This window comes from Sulfitobacter sp. F26169L (genome assembly GCF_026410285.1).
Lineage (GTDB): Bacteria > Pseudomonadota > Alphaproteobacteria > Rhodobacterales > Rhodobacteraceae > Sulfitobacter.
Genome location: NZ_JAPMLP010000001.1, coordinates 24,210 through 47,457 on the forward strand (window position 1 = coordinate 24,210; position 23,248 = coordinate 47,457).

Sequence of the window (23,248 nt, forward strand, 5' to 3'; positions counted from 1 at the left end):
ACAGTACGGAGCTTGCGTGTCCCTTCTATTGATCGTTGCCTTGCCGTTTTTGGGCGCCCTGCTGCCCGGATTGATGTATCAAGCAGGCCGTGCAGCTTGCGCGGGTGTCACATTTACCATCACGCTTGCAGCGTTTATCGGTCTGATGACCAATCTGCCCGCAGTGATGGCGGGCGATGCGGTCATGTACCGGGCCGAGTGGATACCCGGTCTTGGGCTGAACTTTACATTGATGCTGGATGCGCTGGGCTTCTTCTTTGCCACGTTGATCCTCGGCATTGGTCTGCTGATCATCGCCTACGCCCGCTATTACCTCGCCCGCGAAGACAACATGGGCGAGTTTTTCACCTACTTGCTGTTATTTCAGGGCGCGATGGTGGGGATTGTCATGTCAGACAACATCCTGCTTTTGCTGGTGTTCTGGGAGCTGACTTCGCTATCTTCCTTCCTGTTGATCGGGTATTGGAAACATCTGCCCGAGGGGCGCCAAGGCGCGCGTATGGCGCTGACCGTGACAGGCATGGGCGGTCTCGCCATGATCGGTGGCATGATGATCCTCGGCCAGATCGCAGGCAGCTATGATCTGAGTGTGATCTTGCAAAACCGCGAGATCATTCAAGAAAGCAACCTTTACCTCCCTGCGCTGATCCTGATCCTGTTGGGCTGCTTCACCAAATCGGCGCAATTCCCGTTTCACTTCTGGTTGCCGCACGCGATGGCGGCACCCACACCTGTATCGGCCTATCTACACTCTGCCACGATGGTGAAGGCGGGGATTTTCCTGATGGCGCGCATGTGGCCGGTTTTGTCAGGCACGCCTGAATGGTTCTGGTTGGTGACAGGGGCGGGGTTGATCACCATGCTGCTAGGCGCGGTGATTGCGCTGTTCAAACATGACCTCAAGGCGCTGCTGGCGTTTTCAACCGTCAGCCACCTTGGCCTGATCACCATGCTGCTGGGGACAGGTACCGCGTTTGGTGCCATGGCTGCGGTGTTCCACATTCTCAATCATGCCACGTTCAAAGCGGCGTTGTTTATGTCCGCTGGTATTATCGATCACGAAACACACACCCGCGATATCCGTCGTCTTGGCGGTTTGCGACATCTGATGCCCATCACATTTGTGATCGCCACGCTGGCGGCGCTGTCGATGGCGGGCATTCCGCTGTTGAATGGTTTCCTAAGCAAGGAAATGATGCTGGAAGAGGCGTATCATACTGTACTGGGCGGCAATCACTGGATTGTGCCAACGCTTGCAGTCATCGGATCGCTGTTTTCTGCTGCCTATTGTTTCCGTCTGATCGGGCATACGTTCCTTGGGCCGAAACGTGATGATTACCCAGCCGCGCCGCATGATCCGCCAAGTGGTCTGTGGTTGCCGCCTGCGTTGTTGGTGGTGCTGGTGGTTGTGATCGGTGTCGCGCCGTTTCTGGCGGAACCGGCGGTCAAGGGCATTACAAACGCTGTTTTGGGCGGTGTAGCAGACGTGCCGAAAGCATATTTCAAAATCTGGCACGGGCTGGTGCCCGCGTTGTACATGTCGATCGCGGCGGTGGTCGGTGGCCTGATTGTTCTGACGCTGTTTAACCCGTTGTTGCGTCTGTGGGATGCCGCGCCGCGCCCGGAGGCCAAGGTTATCTTCGAAGCACTGATTGAAGGCGCGGTGAAACTGGCCAAAGCTCTTACCCTGCCGCTGCACAACGGTGCGTTCTCGCGTTATGGTGCGGTAATGGCGGTGACGGTCATTCTGGCCGGATACTACGCATGGGTAACCGGAACAGTGGGCGCGCCAACGCGCACCCTTCAGCCTGCCGGCGCGATCGAGATTGCAGGTTGGGCCATGCTGGTGGCTGCAACACTTGGCATGGTTTTCCTGCACCGTAACCGTTTGCTGTCGTTGGTGTTGATCGGGATCGTGGGATTGATGGTGTCAATCGGTTTTGTCTTCTTCTCGGCACCCGATCTGGCGATGACCCAGATCACGGTTGAGGTGGTGACAACCATTCTGATGTTGCTTGCCCTGAATTTCCTACCCAATGAAACGCCCGTCGAAAGCACGGTTTTGCGCCGCACCCGCGATGTGACAATGGCACTGGCAGGGGGCGCGGCGGCCATGGCGCTCAGCTATCATTATCTGCTGCGTGAAGCAGTCACGACGCCGATCTCCGAATTCCACCTCGCCAACAGTTACAAAGGCGGGGGCGGCACAAACGTCGTCAACGTCATTCTGGTTGATTTCCGTGGCTTTGATACGTTTGGCGAAATTATCGTGCTGGGCATCGCTGCTGTGCTGATTTACGCGCTGACCGAAACTTTGCTGGCCGGTCCTGTGCGTGCGCGTCTGCTGAACCGCACGCCTGACAAACAACTGGCGGGGGACATGCATCCGACGATGATGGTGGTGATGACCCGCGTATTGATGCCGATTGTGATGGTTGTGGGGTTCTATGTCTTTCTGCGTGGCCACAACGAACCGGGAGGCGGGTTTATCGCAGGGCTGATCGTTTCAATCGGTCTGGTTATGCAATATATGGCCAGCGGCTATAGCTGGGCAACCGCGCGCCAGCGCTATCCCCATCACGGTGTCATTGGTGCAGGGGTGTTGATCGCAGGGCTGACGGGGATCGGATCATGGTTTGTCGGCAAACCGTTCCTGACGTCCGATTTCACCTACGTCCGCATCCCCCCGTTCGAGAAGTTCGAGTTGGCAACCGCCGCGTTGTTTGATCTGGGTGTGTTCCTTGCCGTGGTTGGCGCGGTGATGCTGTCGCTCGACGGGTTCTCGCGTCTGGCGCGGCGGGCCCACGTGAAAGACAGTGATTTCGCGATGGATATCAATCCTGCGCGAACCGAAGGTGACGCACTAAGAGGGCAAGGAGCATAATATGGAACTTCTCGTCGCTTCTGCCATCGGAGTGTTGACTGCTGGCGGCCTGTATATGGTCATGCGTCAGCGGACCTTTCCGGTTATTCTGGGTGTTTCGCTGCTCACCTATGCAGTGAACGTATTTCTTTTCGCCTCGGGTCGTCTGACACCGGGCGCACCGCCGATCCTGTCGGACGCCACCACCTACACAGACCCATTGCCGCAGGCATTGGTGTTGACTGCTATCGTCATTTCATTCGGGATGACGGCTGTGGTGGTGATGATCGCGCTGGGTGCTTACCTGGGCACCGATGATGATCACGTCGATGACCAGCCCGACAACGGGGAGGACGCGACATGACCCATTGGCTGATTATGCCGGTTGTGCTTCCGGCTCTGCTTGCTCCGTTTATCATTCTTGCCGCGCGATATCACATGGGCATCCAGCGAGTGTTCTCGGTTGCTGGTATATTGGCAATGATTGCGATTGCGATTGGCCTTGCTGCGCAAACATCTGACGGAATGGTGATGCTGTACCAATTGGGCGATTGGGCCGCGCCCTTCGGCATTGTTCTGGTGGGCGACCGTCTGTCGACGATGATGCTGCTTTTGATGACGGTACTGGCGCTGTTTGTGCTGCTTTACGCCATCGGATCCAAATGGGACGAGCGCGGTCGGCATTTTCATGTGCTGTTCCAGTTTCAGGTGATGGGCCTTGCGGGTGCATTCCTGACAGGCGATCTGTTTAACCTGTTTGTATTCTTTGAAGTTCTGCTGATCGCGTCCTACGGGTTGATGATCCACGCAGGGGGCAACGCCCGTCTGCGCGCAGGGGTCCAATATGTCCTGTTCAACCTACTCGGCTCTACCCTGTTCCTGTTCGCGCTCGGCGCGCTTTACGCAGAAACGGGAACGCTGAATATGGCTGATCTTTCCCAGCGGGTGCAAATGATTGGCGCAGATGAAACAGTGGGTATTCGTGTTGCGTCCGTTTTGCTGATCCTTGTGTTTGCGATCAAGGCGGCTGTGGTGCCGCTTCACTTCTGGTTGCCCAGCTCCTACGCCGAGGCGCCGCCCCCCGTGGCTGCCCTGTTTGCGATTATGACTAAGGTGGGCGCGTACGCGATCATTCGCGTCTATACGCTGATCTTTCCCGTTGATCTGGAGGTTACCGCAGGACTGCACGACACGTGGCTATTGCCTGTTGCACTGCTGTCGCTTGCTGTGGGTTCGGTTGGCGTTCTGGCGGCCAAGAAGCTGGACCGTCTGGTCGCATTTGCGGTGATCAGTTCGATGGGTATGGTGATGGTCGCCATTGCGCTGTTCACCGAGGAAAGCTTTGCCTCCGCGCTGTACTACATCGTTCATTCCACACTGGCAGCAGCGGCGCTGTTCCTGATTGTCGATCTGGTGCGTCAGAGCCGTGGACATCTGAGGCTGGTAACAGATGCGCCTGTTGCCGGTGCTGCATTGATTGCGGGGTTATTCATGGTTTCGGCGATTGGCATCGCGGGGTTGCCCCCCTTGTCGGGGTTTCTGGGCAAGCTGATGATCCTGAACGCCGCGTTTGACGGCAGCCCCGCGGTGTGGGTCTGGGCGGTGGTTCTTGGCTCCAGCCTGATAACCATCGTGGGTTTTTCGCGTGCGGGTTCTGTCCTGTTCTGGAAGGCAGAATCCGACGGTGCGCCCGTTCCCGAAGCGGGGCGTGCGGCGCCGTCGATCCTGTCGTTCATTGCTGTGGGTGGATTGCTGGCGCTGATCGTGGCGCACACCGTTTTTGCCGGACCGATCTATGCCTATACCAACAAGACGGCGGCGCAGCTTTTTAATCCGGATGTATACATCAGCACAGTCCTCGACACGCAGGGCAAGCTGAGCACTGCCAAGCCGGATGACAAGGAAGGGGATCACTGAGATGATGCGACTCTATCGCTGGCTGTTCCCACACCCTTTGCTGACGCTCATTCTGGCGCTGGTCTGGATACTTCTCCAGAACGAATTTTCCGCTGGAATGGCTGTTTTTGGTGTCATCATCGGCATTATTATCCCGCGCAGTACCGCCGCGTTCTGGCCCGAACGCCCTGCCGGTTTCCGCCTGGGCAAGATGATTTCCTATTCGCTGATGGTACTGTGGGATATCATGGTGGCCAACGTGCAGGTCGCGTGGATTGTTCTGACAGTTCCCAATTCGAAACTGAAACCGGCGTGGATCATAATCCCGCTGGAACTGCGCCAACCGGAGGCAATCAGCTTGTTGGCAGGCACGATTACCCTCACCCCCGGCACGGTATCCGCTGATTTGTCCGAGAGCGGTCACTACTTGTTGGTGCATGTCTTGCACACAGATGATCCCGAAGCAGAAGTGGACGAGATCAAAAAACGCTACGAGGCGCGGCTGAAGGAGATATTTGTATGACCCTTGCAATGGATCTGATGAACTATGCCCTGATCGCCGCATTTGTCGTAATCGGATTGTGCCAGATGATGGCCATGATCCGCGTTGTGATCGGGCCCAGCACGGGGGATCGTATTCTGGCGCTGGATACGATGGTTGTGAATGCTATCGGCCTGATTGTGTTGATGGGCATTGCCCAGGGAACGCGGGTATATTTCGAGGTTTCACTGATCATTGCCATGCTCGGCTTTGTCTCGACGGTTGCTTATGCGCGGTTTGTATTGCGGGGGGACATCATCGAATGACTTACGAAATAGTTACGCTATATGTCATTACATTCTGTCTGATTGTCGGGGCAGCGTTTACGCTGATCGGTGCCATCGGGTTGTTGAAGTTCAACGACAGCATGACCCGTCTGCATGCGCCGACCAAGGTCGGCACGGTGGGAGTTGGCGGACTGTTGCTGGCCTCGATTATCTATAACGGTGTGTTTGGCGAGGGGGCCATGCACGAAACGCTGATCATGGCGTTCCTGTTTGTCACAGCGCCCATTTCGGCAAATTTTATTGCCAAGGTTAACATGCACCGTCGCGCCTGCGATCAACCGCCAGAGTTGCCGGGGGACGAACAGTGGGCCACGTTTGATCTGGTTGAAACCGACAACACCCCGGACGCGGACACGATATCGCAATAAGCTAAAGCGCCGCGAAGCACTCCGCCAGATGATCAAAGCAGACCCTGACCTGCGGACTCATCCTCAGCTCTTTGTGGGCAGTCAGCCAGACAGGCAGGCTCCCCACTGTGATTTCGGGCCATAGTGCGACGATATCGGGGTCGTTTCTGGCCATATATTGTTGGCCACGGCCGATGCCCATCTCCGCCAGCACACCACCTGATCATCCGAGCGGAACGCGAAAAAGCCGGGGTCAACGGCCAGCCCCATGCGGCGTATACCGTCGATAATCAATGTGCTGCGGTCATATCCGATCACTGCATGTGACAGCAAGTCTTGCGGTGTTTCGGGCGTGTCGTGCTGATCCAGATAGCGGCGGTTCGCATAGACCCCCAGCGGCAATTCCGCGACCTTTCTGGCAATCATATCGTTTTGTGTCGGGCGGTACATGCGCACGGCCAGATCGGACTCGAAGCGCAGCAGATTTTCGGTTTTGTCAGAGGCGACCAATTCGATGGACATCGCAGGATGGGCCGCGTGCAGACCGGCCAGCATCGGTGGCAGCAGATAGGTCGCGGCAATCTGCTGCCACCGGACGCCGCCGCCGCAGCGGAAAGTGATCCGGCCTCGTTGATTGCGACGAAGGACTGGAGCAGATGCCACGGGATCGCCAAGGTATTCATAATTGGATATTCATATGCAGAAACATATAATCATCTATTCAAATTTCGATTGGTATACTGGTTTTATCAATACAACGGAAAAGAAGACTGACATGACCGGAGCAGTACTTGTCCTCGGCGCAAACGGCAGATTCGGGCGCGCTGCAGCGCAGACGTTTGCACAGGTAGGGTGGCACGTGCGCGCCGCAAGCAGGAACAGTGATTAAGCGGCATCTGCACGCATCACGCCTGTTGCCTGCGATGCAAACGATGCTGCCGCCGTGCGCGCGGCGGCGACTGGCGTTGATATCATCGTTTACGCCGTTAACCCGCCCTATCATAAATGGGTTTCGCTGCTACCTGTCCACACCGCAAACATCATCGCTGCGAGTCTTTCCAGCGGCGTGACTGTAGTGAATCCGGATATGCAGTGAGGTTGGATGCCGTGCCCGCGTGGGCCGATCTGCCCGACATGGCGCGCGCAATGGTGGCCCTTGCAGAGATGCGCGGGGCTTCGCCCCTTTTGCGTCATTCGGGTATGAGGGGTTCAGCCTGACGGGTGCGTTTCCGGATTTCCGCCCGACACCACTTGTCGAGGTGATGTCGAGGTGTCCGATGATCTTGCCCGCGGGAGCCAGCAGCCACCCCGCACAGCTTGACATTCAGGGTCCATTTTGGTCCTCCTGAATGAAATTTTTTTGGAGGACATCCCATGATGAAGACCCGTGCCGCCGTCGCTGTCGAGGCTGGAAAACCGCTAGAGATCATGGAGGTCAACCTTGAAGGCCCCAAGCGCGGGGAGGTTCTGGTCGAGATCAAGGCGACCGGCCTGTGCCACACCGACGAATTCACCCGCTCGGGCGATGATCCGGAAGGCATCTTTCCCGCGATCCTCGGTCACGAAGGGGCGGGTGTTGTGATGGAAGTCGGCGAAGGTGTGACCACGCTGGAAGTCGGCGATCACGTTATCCCGCTTTACACGCCGGAATGTCGCGAGTGTGAATACTGCCTGTCGGGCAAAACCAACTTGTGTCAGGCGATCCGCGTCACGCAAGGACGGGGGCAATTGCCCGATGGCACCACACGCTTCTCGATGCTGGATGGCACGCCGATACACCATTACATGGGCTGTTCCACATTCGCCAATCATACGGTGGTGCCGGAAATTGCCTTGGCAAAGGTGCGCAAGGACGCCCCGTTTGACAAGATTTGCTACATCGGTTGTGGCGTGACCACAGGCATCGGCGCGGTGATTAACACAGCCAAGGTCGAAATCGGCGCACGTTGCGTGGTGTTCGGGCTGGGGGGGATCGGCCTTAACGTCATTCAGGGCCTGCGCATGGCGGGTGCGGACCAGATCGTCGGCGTTGATCTGAACGATGACAAAGAAGAGACGGGTAGATATTTCGGCATGACCGATTTCGTGAACCCGTCAAAGATTGACGGAAACATTGTCGAGCATCTGGTGGAACTGACGGGCGGCGGTGCCGACTACACCTTTGATGCAACGGGCAACACCAAAGTGATGCGCGACGCGCTGGAAGCCGCGCACAAAGGCTGGGGCGAAAGCATTATTATCGGTGTGGCACCTGCCGGTGCCGAAATCTCCACCCGACCTTTCCAACTGGTTACAGGCCGCGTCTGGCGCGGAACTGCCTTTGGCGGGGCCAAGGGCCGCACAGATGTGCCGAAAATCGTTGATTGGTACATGAACGGCAAGATCGAGATCGACCCGATGATCACCCACAAGCTTACGCTGGACCAGATCAACGAAGGCTTCGAATTGATGCATCAAGGCAAATCCATTCGGGCCGTGGTGGAGTTTTAACAATCAACCCCGTTTCCCTCCGTATCTCACCTACGAGATTGGGGGAAACGGGCATCACGTGCTGACAGGGTACTGGATGGATTGGCCGATGCCCGTGTTTGCAGGGCAACATCTGGGCGTTGTGATCGGCGCAAACGGATCGGGGGAGGGCCTGCCGCTGAAATTGCAGGCCTTTCACGCAAACTGCCCCCCTCACCAACGGTACAGATGCAACTTTGCCCGCCGGTAAATCACTCACCTATGATTTCGGGCTGCTGCCCGAGCATTTTGACAAAAGCGAAAAAACACTATTCGCGTCACCCCTGATCGCGCCACCGATGAAGCGATCGAAACCATTGCACAAACCTATCCCGGTGCGCGGGCGATCTTCGGCCGCGATGTGCTGTCGCCCCTGCCGGAGGCTGTGGATATCCGGACACTCGAACAGCAGACAGGGCATGGTGGCACGACCCGGCATGGGATACCCCAAGTTGCGGCGGCAATTGTGATTTCTACGAAGCGCTGGAACAGGCCACAACAGACCGCATGCCCGATTTCAGCCTTTTGAAAGATGCAAAACACTCACCGCTCATCACACTGCATTGCGCGCAGCGCTAGCCCCTGACTGGCACACGCCCTAGCGGCTGTTGCCCGTCGCGTCACCCGTCTGAAAAGATAGCGCGGCAAGCAGCATATGGCGCAGCTGGGCTTCGTATTCGGGGGTGTCGCAGGGCGCGATACCGGACAGATGCAGCGATTTTTCGGCCACGCTCATCCCCAGTACAACAGCCATAAACAGCGCCGCGCGCGCCGGATCGCCAATGGCGCGCTCTGCCGCTGTTTGTAAAACCGCCTGCTGGCGTGCGCGGACAAGCGCGCCTACTTCTTCGTCTTGCGCGTTCATCAACATCAGGTTCAGCATAGACACCGCATCGGGATCACGCGGGTGCGAGACGAACAGCTGCACGACCGTCTCCACCAGTTCCGCTGGTGTAGCGGCAGGAGGGGTGTCAAAAGCCCCCTCAAGCGTGGCTTCGAACAGTCCGCGCTTGTTTCCGAAATACCGCGATACCAGCGCCACATCTACACCCGTAGCAGTTGCGATCTGGCGCAGGGATACATTGGAATAGCCGTAGCGCCACAGCAACGCGCGCGCATTGCACAGTATTTTCTCACGGGTGATCAGTGCCTTGCTCATTACCCGATCATTACCGTCCACCCGAAATTTGTCAACGCGTGTTGACATATGCAAGGTGTGCCGTATTTCTTGTTTCAACACCTGTTGAATTTTGCGGAGATTTCTATGCCAAACACTGCCCTTGTCACTGGCGCATCCTCGGGGATCGGTGCCGAACTGGCGCGCTATCACGCTGCGCGGGGCGGTGATGTTGTGTTGACTGCGCGCTCGGCGCAGGCGTTGCAAACGCTTGCCGATGAACTGCACGAAAAGCATGCAATCAAGGCGCATGTGTTCCCCGTTGATCTGGCCTCACCCGATGGTGCAGCGCAATTGATCAAACAGATCACGGCGGCGGGGGTGCAGGTTGATATCCTGATCAACAACGCAGGCTTTGGCGGGCAGGGCCGCCATATTGATCGCGGCATCTCGGACGAGCTTGGGATGGTTGACCTGAATGTAAAAGCGTTGGTGACCCTTTGCCATCACTTCGGCGGCGAAATGGCGCAGCGGGGACAGGGCCGGATTTTGAATGTAGGCTCGACTGCGGGGTTCATGCCAGGGCCGATGCAAGCGGTCTATTTCGCAACCAAAGCGTTTGTGCAGAGCTTTTCGCAAGCGCTGGACTATGAGTTGCGCCCCAAAGGGGTCACCGTGACCCTGTTGGCGCCGGGATATGTGAAAACCGCTTTCGCGGATCGTGCTGGTTTGCACGGCACAAAGCTGGTTGCGGGGGGCGGTAAGACCCCACAGGATGTTGCAAAGCACGGCTATGACGCGATGTTGCGCGGCACCTTGGTGAGCGTGAACGAGCAGCCGCTCGGCTTTCTTGTGAATTGGATTATCCCGATGATGCCGCGCCGGATGGTGCTGAGAATGATCGCACGGATGCAAAGCAAATAGGCATTTTCCGAAAAGGAACAGACGATGAAACTGAACGTAAACGGAAGTCCCCACGATGTTGATGTCGAAGATGACATGCCCTTGCTGTGGGTGCTGCGCGACGAGCTTGGCATCAAGGGGGTGAAATACGGCTGCGGCATTGCCCAATGCGGTGCCTGTACCGTGCATGTTGACGGGGTCGCCGTCCGCTCGTGCCAGTTGGCGGCAGGGGATGTTGACGGCGATATCACCACAATCGAAGGGCTGGGCACGCCCGATGCCTTGCATGCCGTGCAGGCCGCGTGGATTGAACATCAGGTGGCGCAATGCGGCTACTGCCAGTCGGGCCAGATCATGCAGGCCGCTAGCCTGCTGGACCTGAATGCAACCCCGACCGATGACCAGATTGATCAAGCGATGAGCGGCAATTTGTGCCGATGTGGCACCTATCCCCGGATCCGCGCCGCTGTGAAAACTGCCGCCACAAAATTGCAGGGAGCCTGAGCCATGGGTCGTATCAAAACTATCGCACGGCGCAGCTTTCTGATCGGCTCGGTCGCGATCGCCGGTGGCGTCGCTTTTGGCGCGTATCTGGTGAAGCGTGATCCGGACAATCCGCTGAGTGCGGATGCAGCCGAAGGCGATGCGGTGTTTAACCCGTGGGTCAAAATCAATGCTGACGGAATTACACTTGTCACCCCGCACACCGATCTGGGGCAGGGGGCTGCCTCTATGCAGGCGATGCTGATAGCAGAGGAGCTTGATGTAGAGCTTGACCAGATCACCACCACACCGGGTAAGCCTGCTGCGGCCTATTACAATACCGCGCTGGCGTCCGAGGCGGTGCCGTTCCGGTCTAACGATGACGGTTTTGCGGCGCAGGCCATGCGAAACACCATGGGCGCAGTGATGAAGGTGCTGGGCGCGCAAGTGACCGGCGGATCGACATCCGTGCCCGATAGTTTTGACAAACTGCGCCAGGCCGGTGCCGTGGCGCGCGAGACGCTGAAGGCAGCGGCGGCGCAGGAGACGGGGCTGGACGCGGGGCAGCTTGGTACAGAACGCGGTGCTGTGATTTTGCCCGATGGTACGCGCATTGACTATACCGCGCTGGCCGCGCGCGCCGCGCAGATTGATCCAGTGTCTGATGTGACATTGCGCGATCCGTCCCAATGGCGCCTGATCGGCAAGCCGCTGCAACGTCTGGACATCGTCGCAAAATCAACCGGAACCCAGACTTACGGCATTGATCTGGAGGTAGATGGCATGGTCCACGCTTCCGTGCGGATGAACCCGCGTAAGGGTGCGCCAATGCTGGGGTATGATGCCACCGCAGCCGAGGGCATGCGCGGCGTAAAACAGATTGTCGCGCTTCCCTACGGTGTTGCTGTGATTGCCGATAACACTTGGCGCGCCTTTCGCGCCCTTGAAGAGATCGAAATCGATTGGGCGCAAGCCCCCTATCCGTCAGAGCAGGCGGACCATTGGGCCGCAGTCGAGGCATCCTTTACGCCCGAGCGGCTGGACAAGGAGTGGCGCAATGACGGTGATGTAGAAGCGGCGCTGGAAAAGGGCGATATCGTCAAGGCCGAATACCGCGCGCCCTATGTCGCGCACCAGCCACTTGAGCCGTTGAGCGCATTGGTGACCGTCACGCCCGAGCGTGTGGACATCCTAGCATCACATCAATTGCCCCGCTTCGTCCACCAACGCATCGCTGCGCGGTTGGAAATGGACGATGGCCAGATCCATTTGCACAACCAATACGCAGGCGGCAGTTTCGGTCACCGGCTTGAGTTTGATAACATCGACGTTGCTGTTGACGTTGCACGTGAGGTGCCTGGCACGCCTGTCAAACTCACCTTCCGGCGCGAGGAAGATTTTGCGCAGGATTATAATCGTCAGATCGGCATGGCCCGTGGACGGGGGGCACATGCGGGCGGCAGGGTTACCGCGGTTGATCTTGATATCGCTACGGTGTCTGCATCGCGATCACAATCAAAACGTCTTGGCGCGCCCGTGCCGGGGCCGGATACGCAGATTGCCGCAGGCGCATGGAACATGCGCTATGCCGTGCCGGATTTGCGGGTGCGTGCCTATGCCGTGCCGGAGCTTGCGCCGACATCTTCGTGGCGCTCTGTCGGGGCGTCCACGGCCGGATTCTTTGCCGAAAGCTTTCTGGACGAGCTTATTCACGCCGCAGGTGCCGACCCGATGGCGGAGCGTTTGCGGCTGGCGAACGACCCGGACGCGCGCGCTGTGCTTGAGGCGGTGGCCGAGATGTCAAACTGGGGCAGCCCGCTGGGGCCGAAGCAAGGGCGGGGCGTGGCATTGGTCACTTCATTCGGTGTTCCCGTGGCCGAAGTGGTCGAGGTGACGGATACCGATGACGGTATCAAGATTGATCATGTCTGGGTCGCCGCCGAAGTGGGCCGTGTCGTTGATCCGGTGACGTTTGAGAACGTGGTTGCAGGTGGGGTGATCTGGGGTCTGGGCCATGCGATGAACTCTGAAATCACCTATTCGGACGGGCGCGCGGAGCAGGACAACTATCACCTGTCAGAAGGGATGCGCCTGCATCAATGCCCCGTAATCGAGGTGCGCGGATTGGAAAATAACTCGACCGTGCGCGGCATCGGAGAGCCGCCGGTCCCCCCCGCGGCCCCCGCATTGGCCAATGCAATATTTGCAGCAACGGGTGTGCGGCTGCGCGAAATGCCATTTCACAAATCGGTGACGTTTGTATGAGGTTTGTTCTGGCTGCCGTCGCGTGTCTGGCCGCGCCTATTGCTGTGCAGGCGCAAACGCCTGATGGCATGGCGGCATGGTCGCGCATTTATGCCGTTGCTTCGCACCCGCGTTGCACAAACTGCCACGTCGGCAGCAGTGGTCGTCCCGCTTGGGATGATCTGGGCTATGGCCGCAACCGTTTGCACGGGATGAACATTGTAGCAGACGCCAGCCGCATCGGCGCAGAGAGTATTCCCTGCCGCGCCTGCCATATCAGCGCGGCGGGTGAAAACGCCGTACCGCATAGCGCGCCGCAAATTGATGACGCGTGGCGCTTGCCGCCTGTTGAACTGGCATGGCGCGGTAAATCCAGTGCCGAAGTGTGTACGCAGTTGCGTGATCCCGAAACCAATGACGGCTTCGATCTGGTTGGATTGATCGATCATGTGCGCACCAGCGCCTTTGTGAATTACGGCTTCAAACCCGGCGCAGGGCGCAACAGCGCGCCCGGATCGGTTGCGTCACTGGCGCAGGATTTGCAGACGTGGGGCGACGCGGGCATGCCCTGCGAGGAAGGGTGAGCTAAAACCTCCCAACAGCGGGATGGTCGAAATATCTTGACGTAGCGCGGTTGCACGCTTCTCCTCGCGGTATGGAAATTTTGCACATAACCCGCCCTGCGCCAATGTCCGGTCTGGACGAGATCCCGTTTCCCTCCGCCGATGCGCCGCGCGCGCAGGCATTGGTTGCGCGTTGTCCGGTGGCGGCGCAGACGCCGCTGACATCCGCCACGGCCATCGCCACCCATGCAGGGGTACAGGATGTCTGGATCAAGGATGAACGCGGGCGCATGGGGCTGGGCAGCTTCAAAGCCCTCGGCGCGGCCTATGTGATTGCGAGTGACGCACAGCAGCGCGACGTAAGCGGCCGCACCTACGTAACCGCAAGTGCTGGCAACCACGGCCTGTCTGTTGCGGCCGGGGCAAATGCCTTTGGCGCAGCATCGGTTGTCTATATCGCACAGACGGTGCCTGAAGGTTTCGCAGCACGGCTCGAAGCGCAGGGCGCGCGGGTTGTCCGCGAGGGCGATACCTACGAAGAGAGCATGCGCGCTGCGGAAAAAGCCGCAGATGACAACGGTTGGGACTTGCTGTCCGACGGATCATGGCACGGCTATATTGATCGCCCGCATCGCCTGATGGAAGGGTACACCATTTTGATGGCCGAAGCGATCGCGCAACTGCCAGATGTGCCAACCCACATCTTTTTGCAAGCGGGTGTCGGCGGGCTGGCCTGTGCTTGCGCGGTGATGGCACGGCAGGCGTGGGGGGATGGCCCCCGCGTCATCGTGGTTGAGCCTGACGCTGCTGCGGCCCTGCACGGCTCGGTCGCGCTGGGCCGCCCGGTGCAAAGCAGCGGCCCCGTGTCCGATATGGGGCGGCTGGATTGCAAGATGCCCTCGCTGATTGCGCTGAAAGGTCTGGCGCGTGATGCGGACGCTTTTGCGCTAATCTCGGAAGCCGAAGGGCAGGCGGGGGCGGGCCTTGCCATGGTGGCGGGCTTCGGCTCTACCCCGTCAGGTGCGGCGGGGGTATCGGCTCTGGTTGCGCTCGGCGACGGGCAGCGTGATGAATTGGGAATTACCGCGCAATCGCGAATATTCTGTGTGCTGAGCGAAGGACCATCCTAGTGCAGCGCGGCTTTGCCCGATCCGAATACCAGCAGCGCCTAGTCCGCGCGCAAACTATGATGGAGGTGGCAAACCTTGATGCGCTGCTGCTGACGACAGAGCCGGACATCCGTTATTTCACCGGCTATCTCACGCGGTTCTGGGAAAGCCCTTCGCGCCCTTGGTTTCTGGTGGTGCCTGCTTCCGGCAAGCCTATTGCCGTGATCCCCTCTATCGGGGCCGCTTTGATGGGGCGGACATGGGTTGACGACATTCGCACATGGCGCGCGCCTGATAGTGCGGATGACGGGGTAAGCCTGCTGACGGATACGCTCAACACTCTTGGCGCTGCGCGTATTGGTACGCCGATGGGGCCGGAAAGCCATCTGCGGATGCCGCTGGCCGATTGGGCGCGGGTGCAGGCGGGGCTGCGGGGAATGGTACAGGACGATGCGCGTATCTTGGCACGCCTGCGGGCGGTGAAATCGCAGGCCGAGATTAACAAGATCGCCCAAGCCTGCGCCATCGCAAGCCGCGCATTTGCCCGTGTGCCCGAGATTGCGGAAGAGGGAGTGCCGCTTGGCCGTGTGTTTCGCGATTTCCAGCGCCTGTGTCTGGAGGAGGGGGCCGATTGGGTCCCCTACCTTGCCGGTGCGGCGGCAGAGGGCGGGTACGGCGATGTGATCTCGCCCGCTGATGATACGCCCCTTGCGATAGGCGATGTTCTGATGTTGGACACGGGGCTTGTTCGGGACGGGTACTTTTGCGATTTTGACCGCAATTTCAGCATCGGCGCACCGTCAGGGCGGGTTCTTTCCGCACATGCGCGCGCGATTGATGCAATCAGCGCCGCGGCGGAAATTGCACGTGTCGGCGCTACTGCGTCTGCGCTGTTTCACGCGATGGACGGGATCGTCACCGGTGGCGTGGGCAGCGGGGATGCCGGGCGGCTGGGCCACGGTCTGGGGATGCAACTGACCGAAGGGCTGTCGTTGACGGGCGATGATCACACGGTCTTGCAGGCAGGTATGGTCATCACGCTGGAACCATCTGTCGCGACAGGTGCAGGCAAGCTGCTGGTGCATGAAGAAGTTATTGTGATCACCGATGATGCTCCCCGCTTTTTATCGCCGCGCGCGGGGCCGGAAATGGTGCAGCTGTGACGCGCTACGGCTATTCCCCCGCGCCTGACGGGCCCGCGCCGCTGGGACTGGTGGTTTTGCAGGTTGATGAAACGATTGAGGGCGACTTGCGCCGGATGCTGCCGGTTGATGTGGCGCTGTACATCACACGCGTGCCTTCCAGCGCGGATGTGACGCCTGAGAACTTGAAGGCGATGACACACCACCTGACGGACGCTGCGCGGTTGCTGCCCCAAACCCGTTGCTTTGACGTTGTCGGATATGGCTGCACGTCTGCCACTGCGCAAATCGGTGCAGCGCAGGTGGCAACGCTGATCAAAGCGGGGGTAGACGCCGCGCGTGTGTCTGACCCGCTTACAGCCCTGCGCGCCGCATGTGGCGCGATGGGGGTGGGGGAACTCGCGCTGCTGTCACCCTATACGGCTGATGTATCTGAGCGGTTGCAGGCTGCTCTGTCGCAGTCGGGAATAGGTACACCGGTTTTCGGAAGCTTTGAAGAAGCGAACGAAGCAAATGTTGCGCGGATTTCGCCACGCGCGCTGGTTGATGCGGCTTGTGATCTGGCGGGGCAAGGGCGGGTTGGTGCCATTTTCCTGTCTTGCACAAATTTGCGAACGCTGGATGTGATCGAAACCATTGAAGCGCGCACCGGATTGCCGTGTCTTTCAAGCAATCAGGTGCTGGCGTGGCACATGAGCGCGCAAGCACGCGTTCCGGGACAGTTAGGCAGCCTCTCGGCGTCCTGAAAAATTTTCTGGCATTTCAACCCTGCCAGAGCGCATCACCATCTTGACGCTCAACCCCTGATGTCATACCCAATCACAGAGCGCGGGCGTTGTGTAATGGTAAGACCTCAGCCTTCCAAGCTGATGACGCGGGTTCGATTCCCGCCGCCCGCTCCAATATCTCCCCCAACCCCGCCACTGTTTAGCCTATCGCGCTTGACCCCGCCCTGTCCGCGCGCGATGAAGCGCTGCACCATTTTGATAAAGGACAGCGCATGGCCGAAACTCCCACGCCCCCGCCCTCGGCAACCGAAGAGCGTGCGCGGTCACGCCGTATCAGTGCGCTGGCGGCCCTTTTCCCGTTTCTGCGCCCGTACCGTTTGTTGATGCTGGGTGCGCTTGCGGCGCTGATCGCCACGGCAATGATATCGCTTGCACTGCCGCTGGCCGTGCGCCGCGTTGTGGATACGTTCGATTCAGGCGAAACTGCGCTTCTGGACCAGTACTTTATGGCCGCCCTGGCCATCGCCAGCCTGCTGGCCGTCGGCTCGGCGCTGCGTTATGCACTTGTCACACGGCTCGGTGAACGGGTTGTTGCGGACATTCGAAAAGCCACGTTCGACCGCGTCATTTCGATGAGCCCGGTGTTTTACGAACGGATCATGACGGGTGAGGTTCTAAGCCGGATCACAACCGATACCACATTGATTCTTAGTGTGATCGGTTCCTCTATTTCGATCGCTCTGCGTAACCTTCTGACCTTTATCGGCGGCTTGATCCTGATGCTTCTGACATCGGCCAAGCTGGCTGGGCTGGTGCTGTTGATCGTGCCTGCCGTGGTTCTGCCGATCCTGTTTCTGGGGCGGCGTTTGCGGGTGCTTAGCCGTGAAAATCAGGACTGGATTGCAGCATCCTCCGGCAATGCCTCCGAAAGTCTGAGTGCGGTACAGACCGTGCAGGCGTTCACCCATGAAACAGGCAGCCGCGCGCAGTTTGCCCAAATGACCGAAAGTTCGTTCGATGCGGCGCGCCGCCGCATCCAGACGCGCGCGTTTCTAACCGCGATTGTGATCTTTCTGGTGTTTACCGGCGTTGTAGGCGTGTTGTGGATCGGCGCGCGCGACGTGCGTGCAGACGTGATGACCGTGGGCGCGTTGGTGCAGTTTGTAATTTATGCGGTGATGGTTGCGGGTGCGGTTGCCGCCCTGTCGGAAATCTGGTCGGAATTACAGCGCGCCGCTGGTGCCACCGAACGTCTGGTGGACCTGCTGGAAGCAGAAGATCCCGTGAACGATCCCGAACTGGTGCAGGCACTGCCCGAACCGGTGCAGGGCCATATCCGGTTTGAGGATGTCAGCTTCCGCTATCCTGCACGGCCTGAAATTCCCGCTCTCGACGGGGTTACGCTGGAAATCAAACCGGGTGAGACTGTTGCCTTTGTCGGCCCGTCCGGCGCGGGGAAAACAACAATTATCCAGATGATCCTGCGGTTTTACGATCCGCAATCAGGGCGCATCACCTTTGACGGCATTGATCTGCGTGACCTGACGCGTGACGCCTTCCGCCGCCAGATTGCGCTGGTGCCGCAAGATCCCGTGATCTTTGCCGCCTCCGCGCGTGAAAACATCCGCTTTGGCCGCCCCGATGCAACTGACGCCGAGATCGAGAGCGCCGCCCATGCCGCTGCTGCGCATGACTTTATTGCAGCGCTGCCCGAAGGCTATGACAGCTATCTAGGTGAAAGGGGCGTTATGCTGTCGGGGGGGCAAAAGCAGCGTATCGCCATTGCCCGTGCTATTTTGCGCGCCGCGCCTGTGCTGCTGCTGGACGAAGCCACCAGCGCGCTGGACGCGGAAAGCGAACGCGCGGTACAGGCCGCTGTTGAAGAGCTGAGCGCGGGACGCACCACGCTGATCGTGGCCCACCGTCTGGCAACCGTCAAAAAAGCCGACCGCATTGTTGTGTTGGACGCGGGGCGCATCGTCGACACGGGCACCCATGATGCGTTGGTTGCCAAGGGCGGGCTGTATGCGCGTCTGGCGCGGTTGCAATTCACCGATGGCATCGCTGCAGAGTAATTCCCTCTTGCGCCCGTGCAGGACAGGATGAAACAATCACAGTACAAATGAATCCATTCAGGGAGTATTAACATGGGTCTGTGGAGTTTCGTTAAAGGTGCCGGCAAAAAGGTTTTTGGCGGTGAAGACGATGCCGAAGTATCCGGCGCCGCGTTGCAGGATGAGTTGAAAGGTCTGGGGCTTGATGCCGAGGGTCTGGACATCACCGTGGAGGGCGACAAAGTGAAGGTGAAAGGCAAAGCCGCGTCACAGGAAATGCGCGAAAAGGTCATTCTGGCTGTGGGCAACGTTGAAGGCGTGGCCGAAGTCGAAGATGACGTAACCGGCGGCGAGGGTGAGCCAACTTTCCACACCGTCGAAAAGGGTGACACCCTGTGGGCGATTTCCGAAAAGACACTGGGCAACGGCGCGCACTACGAAAAGATTTTCGAGGCCAACAAACCGATGCTGAGCCATCCTGACAAAATCTATCCCGGACAGGTGCTGCGCATTCCCGCAGCCTGATGCAGCTATCGCGTCCCTGTTTGTGCAGGGGCGCGATACCGGCGGCTTTGGTGTCGCCTTCTTCCCCTTGCAGCCTCAAAATACCGCAAGCAAGATGACGTTCGGGCAACTTTGCCCGTAACGCTGCGTCTGATCACATGCTTTGCTTGAACTTTTGCCACGAGGCGGTCATCGTTACGTACAAAGATATTGCAAGCCGCAAAAAGTGGCAGCTCAGGGAGGAATACACATGGGATATTCAGGGATTGTCGATCGTGACGCCATAGAAGCGGAATGCGCATGGGAGGATCGTGACGTACATAAAACGCTGTACAGTCTGATGGCCGACACCGCATCGCAATACGCAAATCGGAATGCGATCAGCTATCAGTTGCTTTCTGGCCCAAAGGATAACGCCGAGACCCTTACGTGGCAGGAAACGCACGATAAATCGGTACAGGCGGCGAATCTGTTTCGCAGTCTGGGGATTGGCCCGAAAGACGTCGTTGCCTATGTGCTGCCCAACGCAACTGAAACCCTTCTAAGCTTTTTCGGCGGTGCCATTGCGGGGATCGTAAACCCGATTAACCCACTGCTGGACGCCGAACAGATCGGCGCGATCCTGCGCGAGACGAATGCAACCGTTGTTGTCACCCTGCGCCCGTTCCCCAAAACGGATGTTGCCGACAAAACCGCCGAAGCGGTTGCGCTGGCGCCAAACGTTAAAACTGTTCTGGAAGTTGATCTGCATCGCTATCTGACCGGGTTGAAAAAATTCATCGTGCCACTCATCCGTCCGAAACGGGCAGTGCAGAATCAGGCGACCTACAAAAACTTTCACGAAGAACTGGCCAAGCAGCCCAAAACCCTGCAATTCGAAGACCCGCAGGAAGACCGTATTGCATGTTATTTCCACACCGGCGGCACGACGGGAATGCCGAAGGTGGCACAGCACACCTATTCCGGCATGATTTACAACGGCTGGGTCGGCAAAAAAATCTTGTTGAGCGAGACAGACAATATCCTGTGCCCCTTGCCACTGTTCCACGTATTTGCCTGCCACGTCATCGTGATGGGCGCCCTGACAGCGGGCGCGCACACCGTATTCCCCACACCGCAAGGATACCGTGGCGAAGGCGTGTTTGATAACATCTGGAAGCTGGTTGAACGCTGGCAGATCAGCTTTATCATCGGTGTGCCGACGGCAATCTCTGCAATGATGCAGCGGCCCGTTGATGCCGATATCAGCACGGTGAAAAGCACCTTCAGCGGCTCTGCCCCTTTACCGATTGAACTGTTCCGCCGCTTTGAAAAAGCAACCGGCGTGGAAATCCTCGAAGGGTACGGGCTGACAGAAGCCACCTGTCTTGTGTCAGGTAACCCGGCGGACGGTATCAAAAAAGTCGGCTCGGTCGGGGTCGAATTCCCTTATACCCGCGTGCGCATCATCAATACGACGCCGGATGGCCCTGTTGATGCCGGTGTCGATGCGGTGGGTGAGATCTGTATCTCCAGCCCCGGTATTCTGGCGGGCAGTACCTATACTGAAGTGGATAAGAACAAGGATCTGTTCCACGATGGCGTCTATCTGCGCACAGGTGATCTGGGCCGCAAGGACGAAGACGGATATATCTGGATTACAGGCCGTGCCAAGGACCTGATCATTCGCGGCGGTCACAATATCGACCCAGCCGAGATCGAAGAAGCATTGCTGGGCCACGAGGCCGTCGCCTTTGCCGGTGCGATCGGGCAGCCGGACGCCCACGCGGGCGAGGTGCCTTGCGCGTTTGTGGAACTGGTCGATGGTGGCTCTGCCACAGCCGATGAACTGATGGCGTTTTGCAAAGAGCACGTCCGCGAGCGTGCCGCCCAGCCCAAGCATATCCAGATATTGGACGAGTTGCCGAAAACCGGTGTCGGCAAAATCTTCAAGCCTGATTTGCGCCGTATGGCCATCACGCGCGTCTTTGACGGCGCGTTGGAGCAGGCTGGTGTGGCAGCGCGAGTTGATCATGTGATCGATGATAAAAAGCGCGGATTGGTTGCGATCATGGCGATGAACGGTGCCGATGCCGATGCGGTGGATGCTGTCTTGGGTGATTATGTAACCCAGTGGGATGAAGGGTGATGTCCGGCCCCGATTACTCAAAACTTCTGGATGACGAGGTGCGCGCCTATATCGCGCGCGGGGCCGAGTTTTATCCGCCCGATGCGGTTGATCTGACAATCGCGCAGCAGCGCGCGGTTTACGATGACATGTGCGCGGCCTTCCACGCCGGTCGCCCTGAAGGGGTGGAGACATGGGATGAACCCCACGGCGGCGTCCCCTGCCGCCGGTACGAGGTAGGGCCGAGCGATGTTACGCTGATCTACTATCACGGCGGTGGCTTCGTGGTGGGCGGGTTGCACAGCCATGATGATGTCTGTGCGGAGCTGTGCGGGCGCTCGGGGGCGCGGGTAATATCGGTTGATTACCGTCTCGCGCCCGAGGCAGTATTCCCCGAATGTTACAACGATGCCAAATCGGCATTCGATGCGATTACGGCGCAATATGCCGGCCCTGTGCTGTTGGTCGGCGACAGTGCTGGTGGCAATCTGGCTGCCGCCGTGACGCACCATGCGCGACAGCGCGTAACGGGGCTGGTGCTGATCTATCCGGGGCTGGGCGGTGACCGGACGAAGGGCAGCTATATCGAACACGCCAACGCGCCCGAACTTACCACCCGCGATATGGAGTTTTACAAAACCATTCGCACAGGGGGGGCAGAGCCGCCAGACGATGATCCGCGCTTTGCGCCGTTGCACGATACTGATTTCACAGGCCTGCCGCCGACAGTCATTGTCACGGCGCAATGTGATCCGCTGTCCAGCGATGGCGAAAGCTATCGTGATGCAATTACTGCCGCAGGCGGCAAGGCTGTGTGGTTTGAAGAGGCGGGGCTGGTGCACGGATGCTTGCGCGCGCGCAATTGCAGCACGCGCGGTGCCGCGTTTTTTGATCGTGTATCGGACGCGGTGATTGCGCTGGCTAAAGACGAATGGCCCTACTGATTGCGCAGCGGTAGCGGGTGTCGCTACCGCAAAAAGCTTTTTGCCTTCATCGTATCAGGGACGGGCGCGCCAAGGCGCGACAGGATCGTCGGGGCCAGTTGCAACTGGTCGATAATGGTATCTTCCTCAGGCCCTTCTGCGGGGCCGAAATAGTACAGCGCTGCTTCTTGTTGCAACGGATCGCGGCCACCGTGATGCCCACGCGCATCCTGCCCGTGATCGGCGGTTACGATCACTTCGTATCCGGCCTCGCGCCATTTGCTGATAAACGGGGCAAGCATTTCATCCATCACAAAACAGGCGTGATCCATTTCCTGACTTTCGTGAAAAAAGCGATGCCCCATGCTGTCCAGTGTGCAGGTATGCAGCATGCCGTAATCCAGACCAAATCGCAGGCACAGATTGGTGAGCGTGGCGAACAGATCGACATCGGATGGCGTCATCTGGTTGGCCATGCCATAGCCGGTCATGGTGTGAAACCGCCCGTGGTTAATGGTGGTGCTGTCGGGCTCATCATACTCTACATCGCGCACGTAGTCGAATGGATGACGGTTGAAAAACTCCGACCAGAAGCTGTGTGCGACAGCGCCAGTCACGCCACCTGCCTTGCGCGTCTGGGCAAAGACATCGGGCTGGCTGAGGCGGAAAACATTGCCATTCCCTGTACAGCCGTGCACGGCAGGGGCGACTCCGGTGTGGATGGAGGCATAGCAGGACGCCGAAATAGACGGCAAAACCGAGCGGATTTTCCACACGCGCGCATCGCCACTGTCTACCCATCCTTCCAGATTGCCAAACAGACGGCGCCAGTTGCGGTAGGGAACACCGTCAAGGATGATCAAAAGTAGTTTGTTGTCCATGAGGATGCTCCGCAGATATCATTGCTTCCAGACATAACAAGCTGACAG

At 58.7% G+C, this 23,248-nt stretch carries 22 protein-coding genes and 1 tRNA gene; 20 read left to right on the top strand and 3 right to left on the bottom strand.

Annotated elements, in window-relative coordinates; translation table 11 throughout:
• Positions 1-16: 16 nt before the first annotated feature.
• Genes OS189_RS00095 through mnhG form a run of 6 tightly spaced genes read left to right on the top strand, consistent with a single transcriptional unit; the run spans position 17 to position 5,955 of the window.
• A complete protein-coding gene (locus OS189_RS00095) occupies positions 17-2,884 on the top strand; it encodes a monovalent cation/H+ antiporter subunit A (RefSeq protein ID WP_267165250.1) in 2,868 nt (955 codons plus the stop codon).
• A gap of 1 nt (position 2,885) precedes the next feature.
• Entirely contained in the window at positions 2,886-3,227 is a 342-nt protein-coding gene (locus OS189_RS00100; RefSeq protein ID WP_267165251.1) for a Na+/H+ antiporter subunit C, read from the top strand.
• On the top strand, positions 3,224-4,780 hold the full coding sequence (locus OS189_RS00105) for a monovalent cation/H+ antiporter subunit D (RefSeq protein WP_267165252.1): 1,557 nt from the start codon (positions 3,224-3,226) through the stop codon (positions 4,778-4,780). Before OS189_RS00100 ends, OS189_RS00105 begins: the two co-directional genes overlap by 4 nt.
• A 1-nt stretch (position 4,781) precedes the next feature.
• On the top strand, positions 4,782-5,282 hold the full coding sequence (locus OS189_RS00110; RefSeq protein WP_267165253.1) for a Na+/H+ antiporter subunit E: 501 nt from the start codon (positions 4,782-4,784) through the stop codon (positions 5,280-5,282).
• A complete protein-coding gene (locus tag OS189_RS00115) occupies positions 5,279-5,566 on the top strand; it encodes a K+/H+ antiporter subunit F (protein WP_323380206.1) in 288 nt (95 codons plus the stop codon). Before OS189_RS00110 ends, OS189_RS00115 begins: the two co-directional genes overlap by 4 nt.
• Positions 5,563-5,955: a monovalent cation/H(+) antiporter subunit G gene (mnhG, locus tag OS189_RS00120; protein ID WP_267165254.1), complete on the top strand. Its 393-nt coding sequence runs from the start codon at positions 5,563-5,565 to the stop codon at positions 5,953-5,955. Before OS189_RS00115 ends, mnhG begins: the two co-directional genes overlap by 4 nt.
• Positions 5,956-6,036: 81 nt before the next feature.
• Here the strand turns inward: mnhG and OS189_RS00125 are convergent, their stop codons facing one another.
• On the bottom strand, positions 6,037-6,597 hold the full coding sequence (locus tag OS189_RS00125; RefSeq protein WP_267165255.1) for a LysR substrate-binding domain-containing protein: 561 nt from the start codon (positions 6,595-6,597) through the stop codon (positions 6,037-6,039).
• Between the two features lie 112 nt (positions 6,598-6,709).
• Between OS189_RS00125 and OS189_RS00130 the strand changes: the two genes are divergently transcribed.
• Both OS189_RS00130 and OS189_RS00135 read left to right on the top strand, forming a co-directional pair.
• The gene (locus OS189_RS00130) at positions 6,710-6,823 is read left to right on the top strand and encodes an NmrA family NAD(P)-binding protein (RefSeq protein WP_267165256.1); all 114 of its coding nucleotides are present in this window, start codon (positions 6,710-6,712) and stop codon (positions 6,821-6,823) included.
• A gap of 488 nt (positions 6,824-7,311) precedes the next feature.
• Entirely contained in the window at positions 7,312-8,424 is a 1,113-nt protein-coding gene (locus tag OS189_RS00135; protein ID WP_267166031.1) for an S-(hydroxymethyl)glutathione dehydrogenase/class III alcohol dehydrogenase, read from the top strand.
• Positions 8,425-9,040: 616 nt separating this feature from the next.
• Here the strand turns inward: OS189_RS00135 and OS189_RS00140 are convergent.
• Positions 9,041-9,601 carry a TetR/AcrR family transcriptional regulator gene (locus tag OS189_RS00140; RefSeq protein ID WP_267165257.1) on the bottom strand — a complete coding sequence of 187 codons (561 nt, stop codon included), beginning with the start codon at positions 9,599-9,601 and terminating at the stop codon, positions 9,041-9,043.
• Positions 9,602-9,706: 105 nt separating this feature from the next.
• Between OS189_RS00140 and OS189_RS00145 the strand changes: the two genes are divergently transcribed.
• The 12 genes from OS189_RS00145 to OS189_RS00200 all read left to right on the top strand — a co-directional run bounded on the left by OS189_RS00145 (position 9,707) and on the right by OS189_RS00200 (position 22,340).
• The gene (locus OS189_RS00145; protein WP_267165258.1) at positions 9,707-10,483 is read left to right on the top strand and encodes an SDR family NAD(P)-dependent oxidoreductase; all 777 of its coding nucleotides are present in this window, start codon (positions 9,707-9,709) and stop codon (positions 10,481-10,483) included.
• Positions 10,484-10,507: 24 nt separating this feature from the next.
• A complete protein-coding gene (locus OS189_RS00150; protein WP_267165259.1) occupies positions 10,508-10,966 on the top strand; it encodes a (2Fe-2S)-binding protein in 459 nt (152 codons plus the stop codon).
• A 3-nt stretch (positions 10,967-10,969) separates the two neighbouring features.
• Positions 10,970-13,210, top strand: coding sequence for a xanthine dehydrogenase family protein molybdopterin-binding subunit (locus OS189_RS00155; RefSeq protein WP_267165260.1), 2,241 nt, complete (start codon positions 10,970-10,972; stop codon positions 13,208-13,210).
• Positions 13,207-13,773 (top strand): hypothetical protein, encoded by a 567-nt coding sequence (locus OS189_RS00160; protein WP_267165261.1) that lies wholly within the window; start codon positions 13,207-13,209, stop codon positions 13,771-13,773. The genes OS189_RS00155 and OS189_RS00160 overlap by 4 nt, the downstream gene beginning before the upstream one ends.
• A gap of 71 nt (positions 13,774-13,844) precedes the next feature.
• Positions 13,845-14,882 (top strand): pyridoxal-phosphate dependent enzyme, encoded by a 1,038-nt coding sequence (locus OS189_RS00165; RefSeq protein ID WP_267165262.1) that lies wholly within the window; start codon positions 13,845-13,847, stop codon positions 14,880-14,882.
• Complete coding sequence (locus tag OS189_RS00170) at positions 14,882-16,024, top strand: M24 family metallopeptidase (RefSeq protein WP_267165263.1); 1,143 nt, start codon at positions 14,882-14,884, stop codon at positions 16,022-16,024. Before OS189_RS00165 ends, OS189_RS00170 begins: the two co-directional genes overlap by 1 nt.
• Positions 16,021-16,749 (top strand): maleate cis-trans isomerase family protein, encoded by a 729-nt coding sequence (locus OS189_RS00175; RefSeq protein WP_267165264.1) that lies wholly within the window; start codon positions 16,021-16,023, stop codon positions 16,747-16,749. The genes OS189_RS00170 and OS189_RS00175 overlap by 4 nt, the downstream gene beginning before the upstream one ends.
• 82 nt (positions 16,750-16,831) lie before the next feature.
• A tRNA-Gly gene (locus tag OS189_RS00180) sits at positions 16,832-16,905 on the top strand.
• 98 nt (positions 16,906-17,003) lie between these two features.
• Positions 17,004-18,806, top strand: a complete 1,803-nt coding sequence (locus OS189_RS00185; protein WP_267165265.1) for an ABC transporter transmembrane domain-containing protein — start codon at positions 17,004-17,006, stop codon at positions 18,804-18,806.
• Between the two features lie 72 nt (positions 18,807-18,878).
• Entirely contained in the window at positions 18,879-19,310 is a 432-nt protein-coding gene (lysM, locus tag OS189_RS00190) for a peptidoglycan-binding protein LysM (protein WP_267165266.1), read from the top strand.
• A gap of 229 nt (positions 19,311-19,539) precedes the next feature.
• Entirely contained in the window at positions 19,540-21,417 is a 1,878-nt protein-coding gene (locus OS189_RS00195; RefSeq protein ID WP_267165267.1) for an acyl-CoA synthetase, read from the top strand.
• Entirely contained in the window at positions 21,417-22,340 is a 924-nt protein-coding gene (locus tag OS189_RS00200; protein ID WP_267165268.1) for an alpha/beta hydrolase, read from the top strand. Before OS189_RS00195 ends, OS189_RS00200 begins: the two co-directional genes overlap by 1 nt.
• 23 nt (positions 22,341-22,363) lie before the next feature.
• Here OS189_RS00200 and OS189_RS00205 read toward each other — a convergent pair whose 3' ends face one another.
• A complete protein-coding gene (locus OS189_RS00205; protein WP_267165269.1) occupies positions 22,364-23,200 on the bottom strand; it encodes an alkaline phosphatase family protein in 837 nt (278 codons plus the stop codon).
• Positions 23,201-23,248 lie beyond the last annotated feature (48 nt).

Excerpts from the sequence above, each read along its gene's own strand:
- OS189_RS00110 (WP_267165253.1), top strand. The coding sequence starts at position 4,782 with ATGATGCGACTCTATCGCTGGCTGTTCCCACACCCTTTGCTGACGCTC.
- OS189_RS00105 (WP_267165252.1), top strand. The coding sequence starts at position 3,224 with ATGACCCATTGGCTGATTATGCCGGTTGTGCTTCCGGCTCTGCTTGCT.
- OS189_RS00145 (WP_267165258.1), top strand. The coding sequence starts at position 9,707 with ATGCCAAACACTGCCCTTGTCACTGGCGCATCCTCGGGGATCGGTGCC.
- OS189_RS00185 (WP_267165265.1), top strand. The coding sequence starts at position 17,004 with ATGGCCGAAACTCCCACGCCCCCGCCCTCGGCAACCGAAGAGCGTGCG.
- OS189_RS00115 (WP_323380206.1), top strand. The coding sequence starts at position 5,279 with ATGACCCTTGCAATGGATCTGATGAACTATGCCCTGATCGCCGCATTT.
- OS189_RS00155 (WP_267165260.1), top strand. The coding sequence starts at position 10,970 with ATGGGTCGTATCAAAACTATCGCACGGCGCAGCTTTCTGATCGGCTCG.
- OS189_RS00160 (WP_267165261.1), top strand. The coding sequence starts at position 13,207 with ATGAGGTTTGTTCTGGCTGCCGTCGCGTGTCTGGCCGCGCCTATTGCT.
- OS189_RS00205 (WP_267165269.1), bottom strand. The coding sequence starts at position 23,200 with ATGGACAACAAACTACTTTTGATCATCCTTGACGGTGTTCCCTACCGC.
- OS189_RS00195 (WP_267165267.1), top strand. The coding sequence starts at position 19,540 with ATGGGATATTCAGGGATTGTCGATCGTGACGCCATAGAAGCGGAATGC.
- OS189_RS00135 (WP_267166031.1), top strand. The coding sequence starts at position 7,312 with ATGAAGACCCGTGCCGCCGTCGCTGTCGAGGCTGGAAAACCGCTAGAG.
- OS189_RS00140 (WP_267165257.1), bottom strand. The coding sequence starts at position 9,601 with ATGAGCAAGGCACTGATCACCCGTGAGAAAATACTGTGCAATGCGCGC.
- OS189_RS00130 (WP_267165256.1), top strand. The coding sequence starts at position 6,710 with ATGACCGGAGCAGTACTTGTCCTCGGCGCAAACGGCAGATTCGGGCGC.
- lysM (WP_267165266.1), top strand. The coding sequence starts at position 18,879 with ATGGGTCTGTGGAGTTTCGTTAAAGGTGCCGGCAAAAAGGTTTTTGGC.
- OS189_RS00200 (WP_267165268.1), top strand. The coding sequence starts at position 21,417 with ATGTCCGGCCCCGATTACTCAAAACTTCTGGATGACGAGGTGCGCGCC.
- OS189_RS00150 (WP_267165259.1), top strand. The coding sequence starts at position 10,508 with ATGAAACTGAACGTAAACGGAAGTCCCCACGATGTTGATGTCGAAGAT.
- mnhG (WP_267165254.1), top strand. The coding sequence starts at position 5,563 with ATGACTTACGAAATAGTTACGCTATATGTCATTACATTCTGTCTGATT.
- OS189_RS00100 (WP_267165251.1), top strand. The coding sequence starts at position 2,886 with ATGGAACTTCTCGTCGCTTCTGCCATCGGAGTGTTGACTGCTGGCGGC.
- OS189_RS00165 (WP_267165262.1), top strand. The coding sequence starts at position 13,845 with ATGGAAATTTTGCACATAACCCGCCCTGCGCCAATGTCCGGTCTGGAC.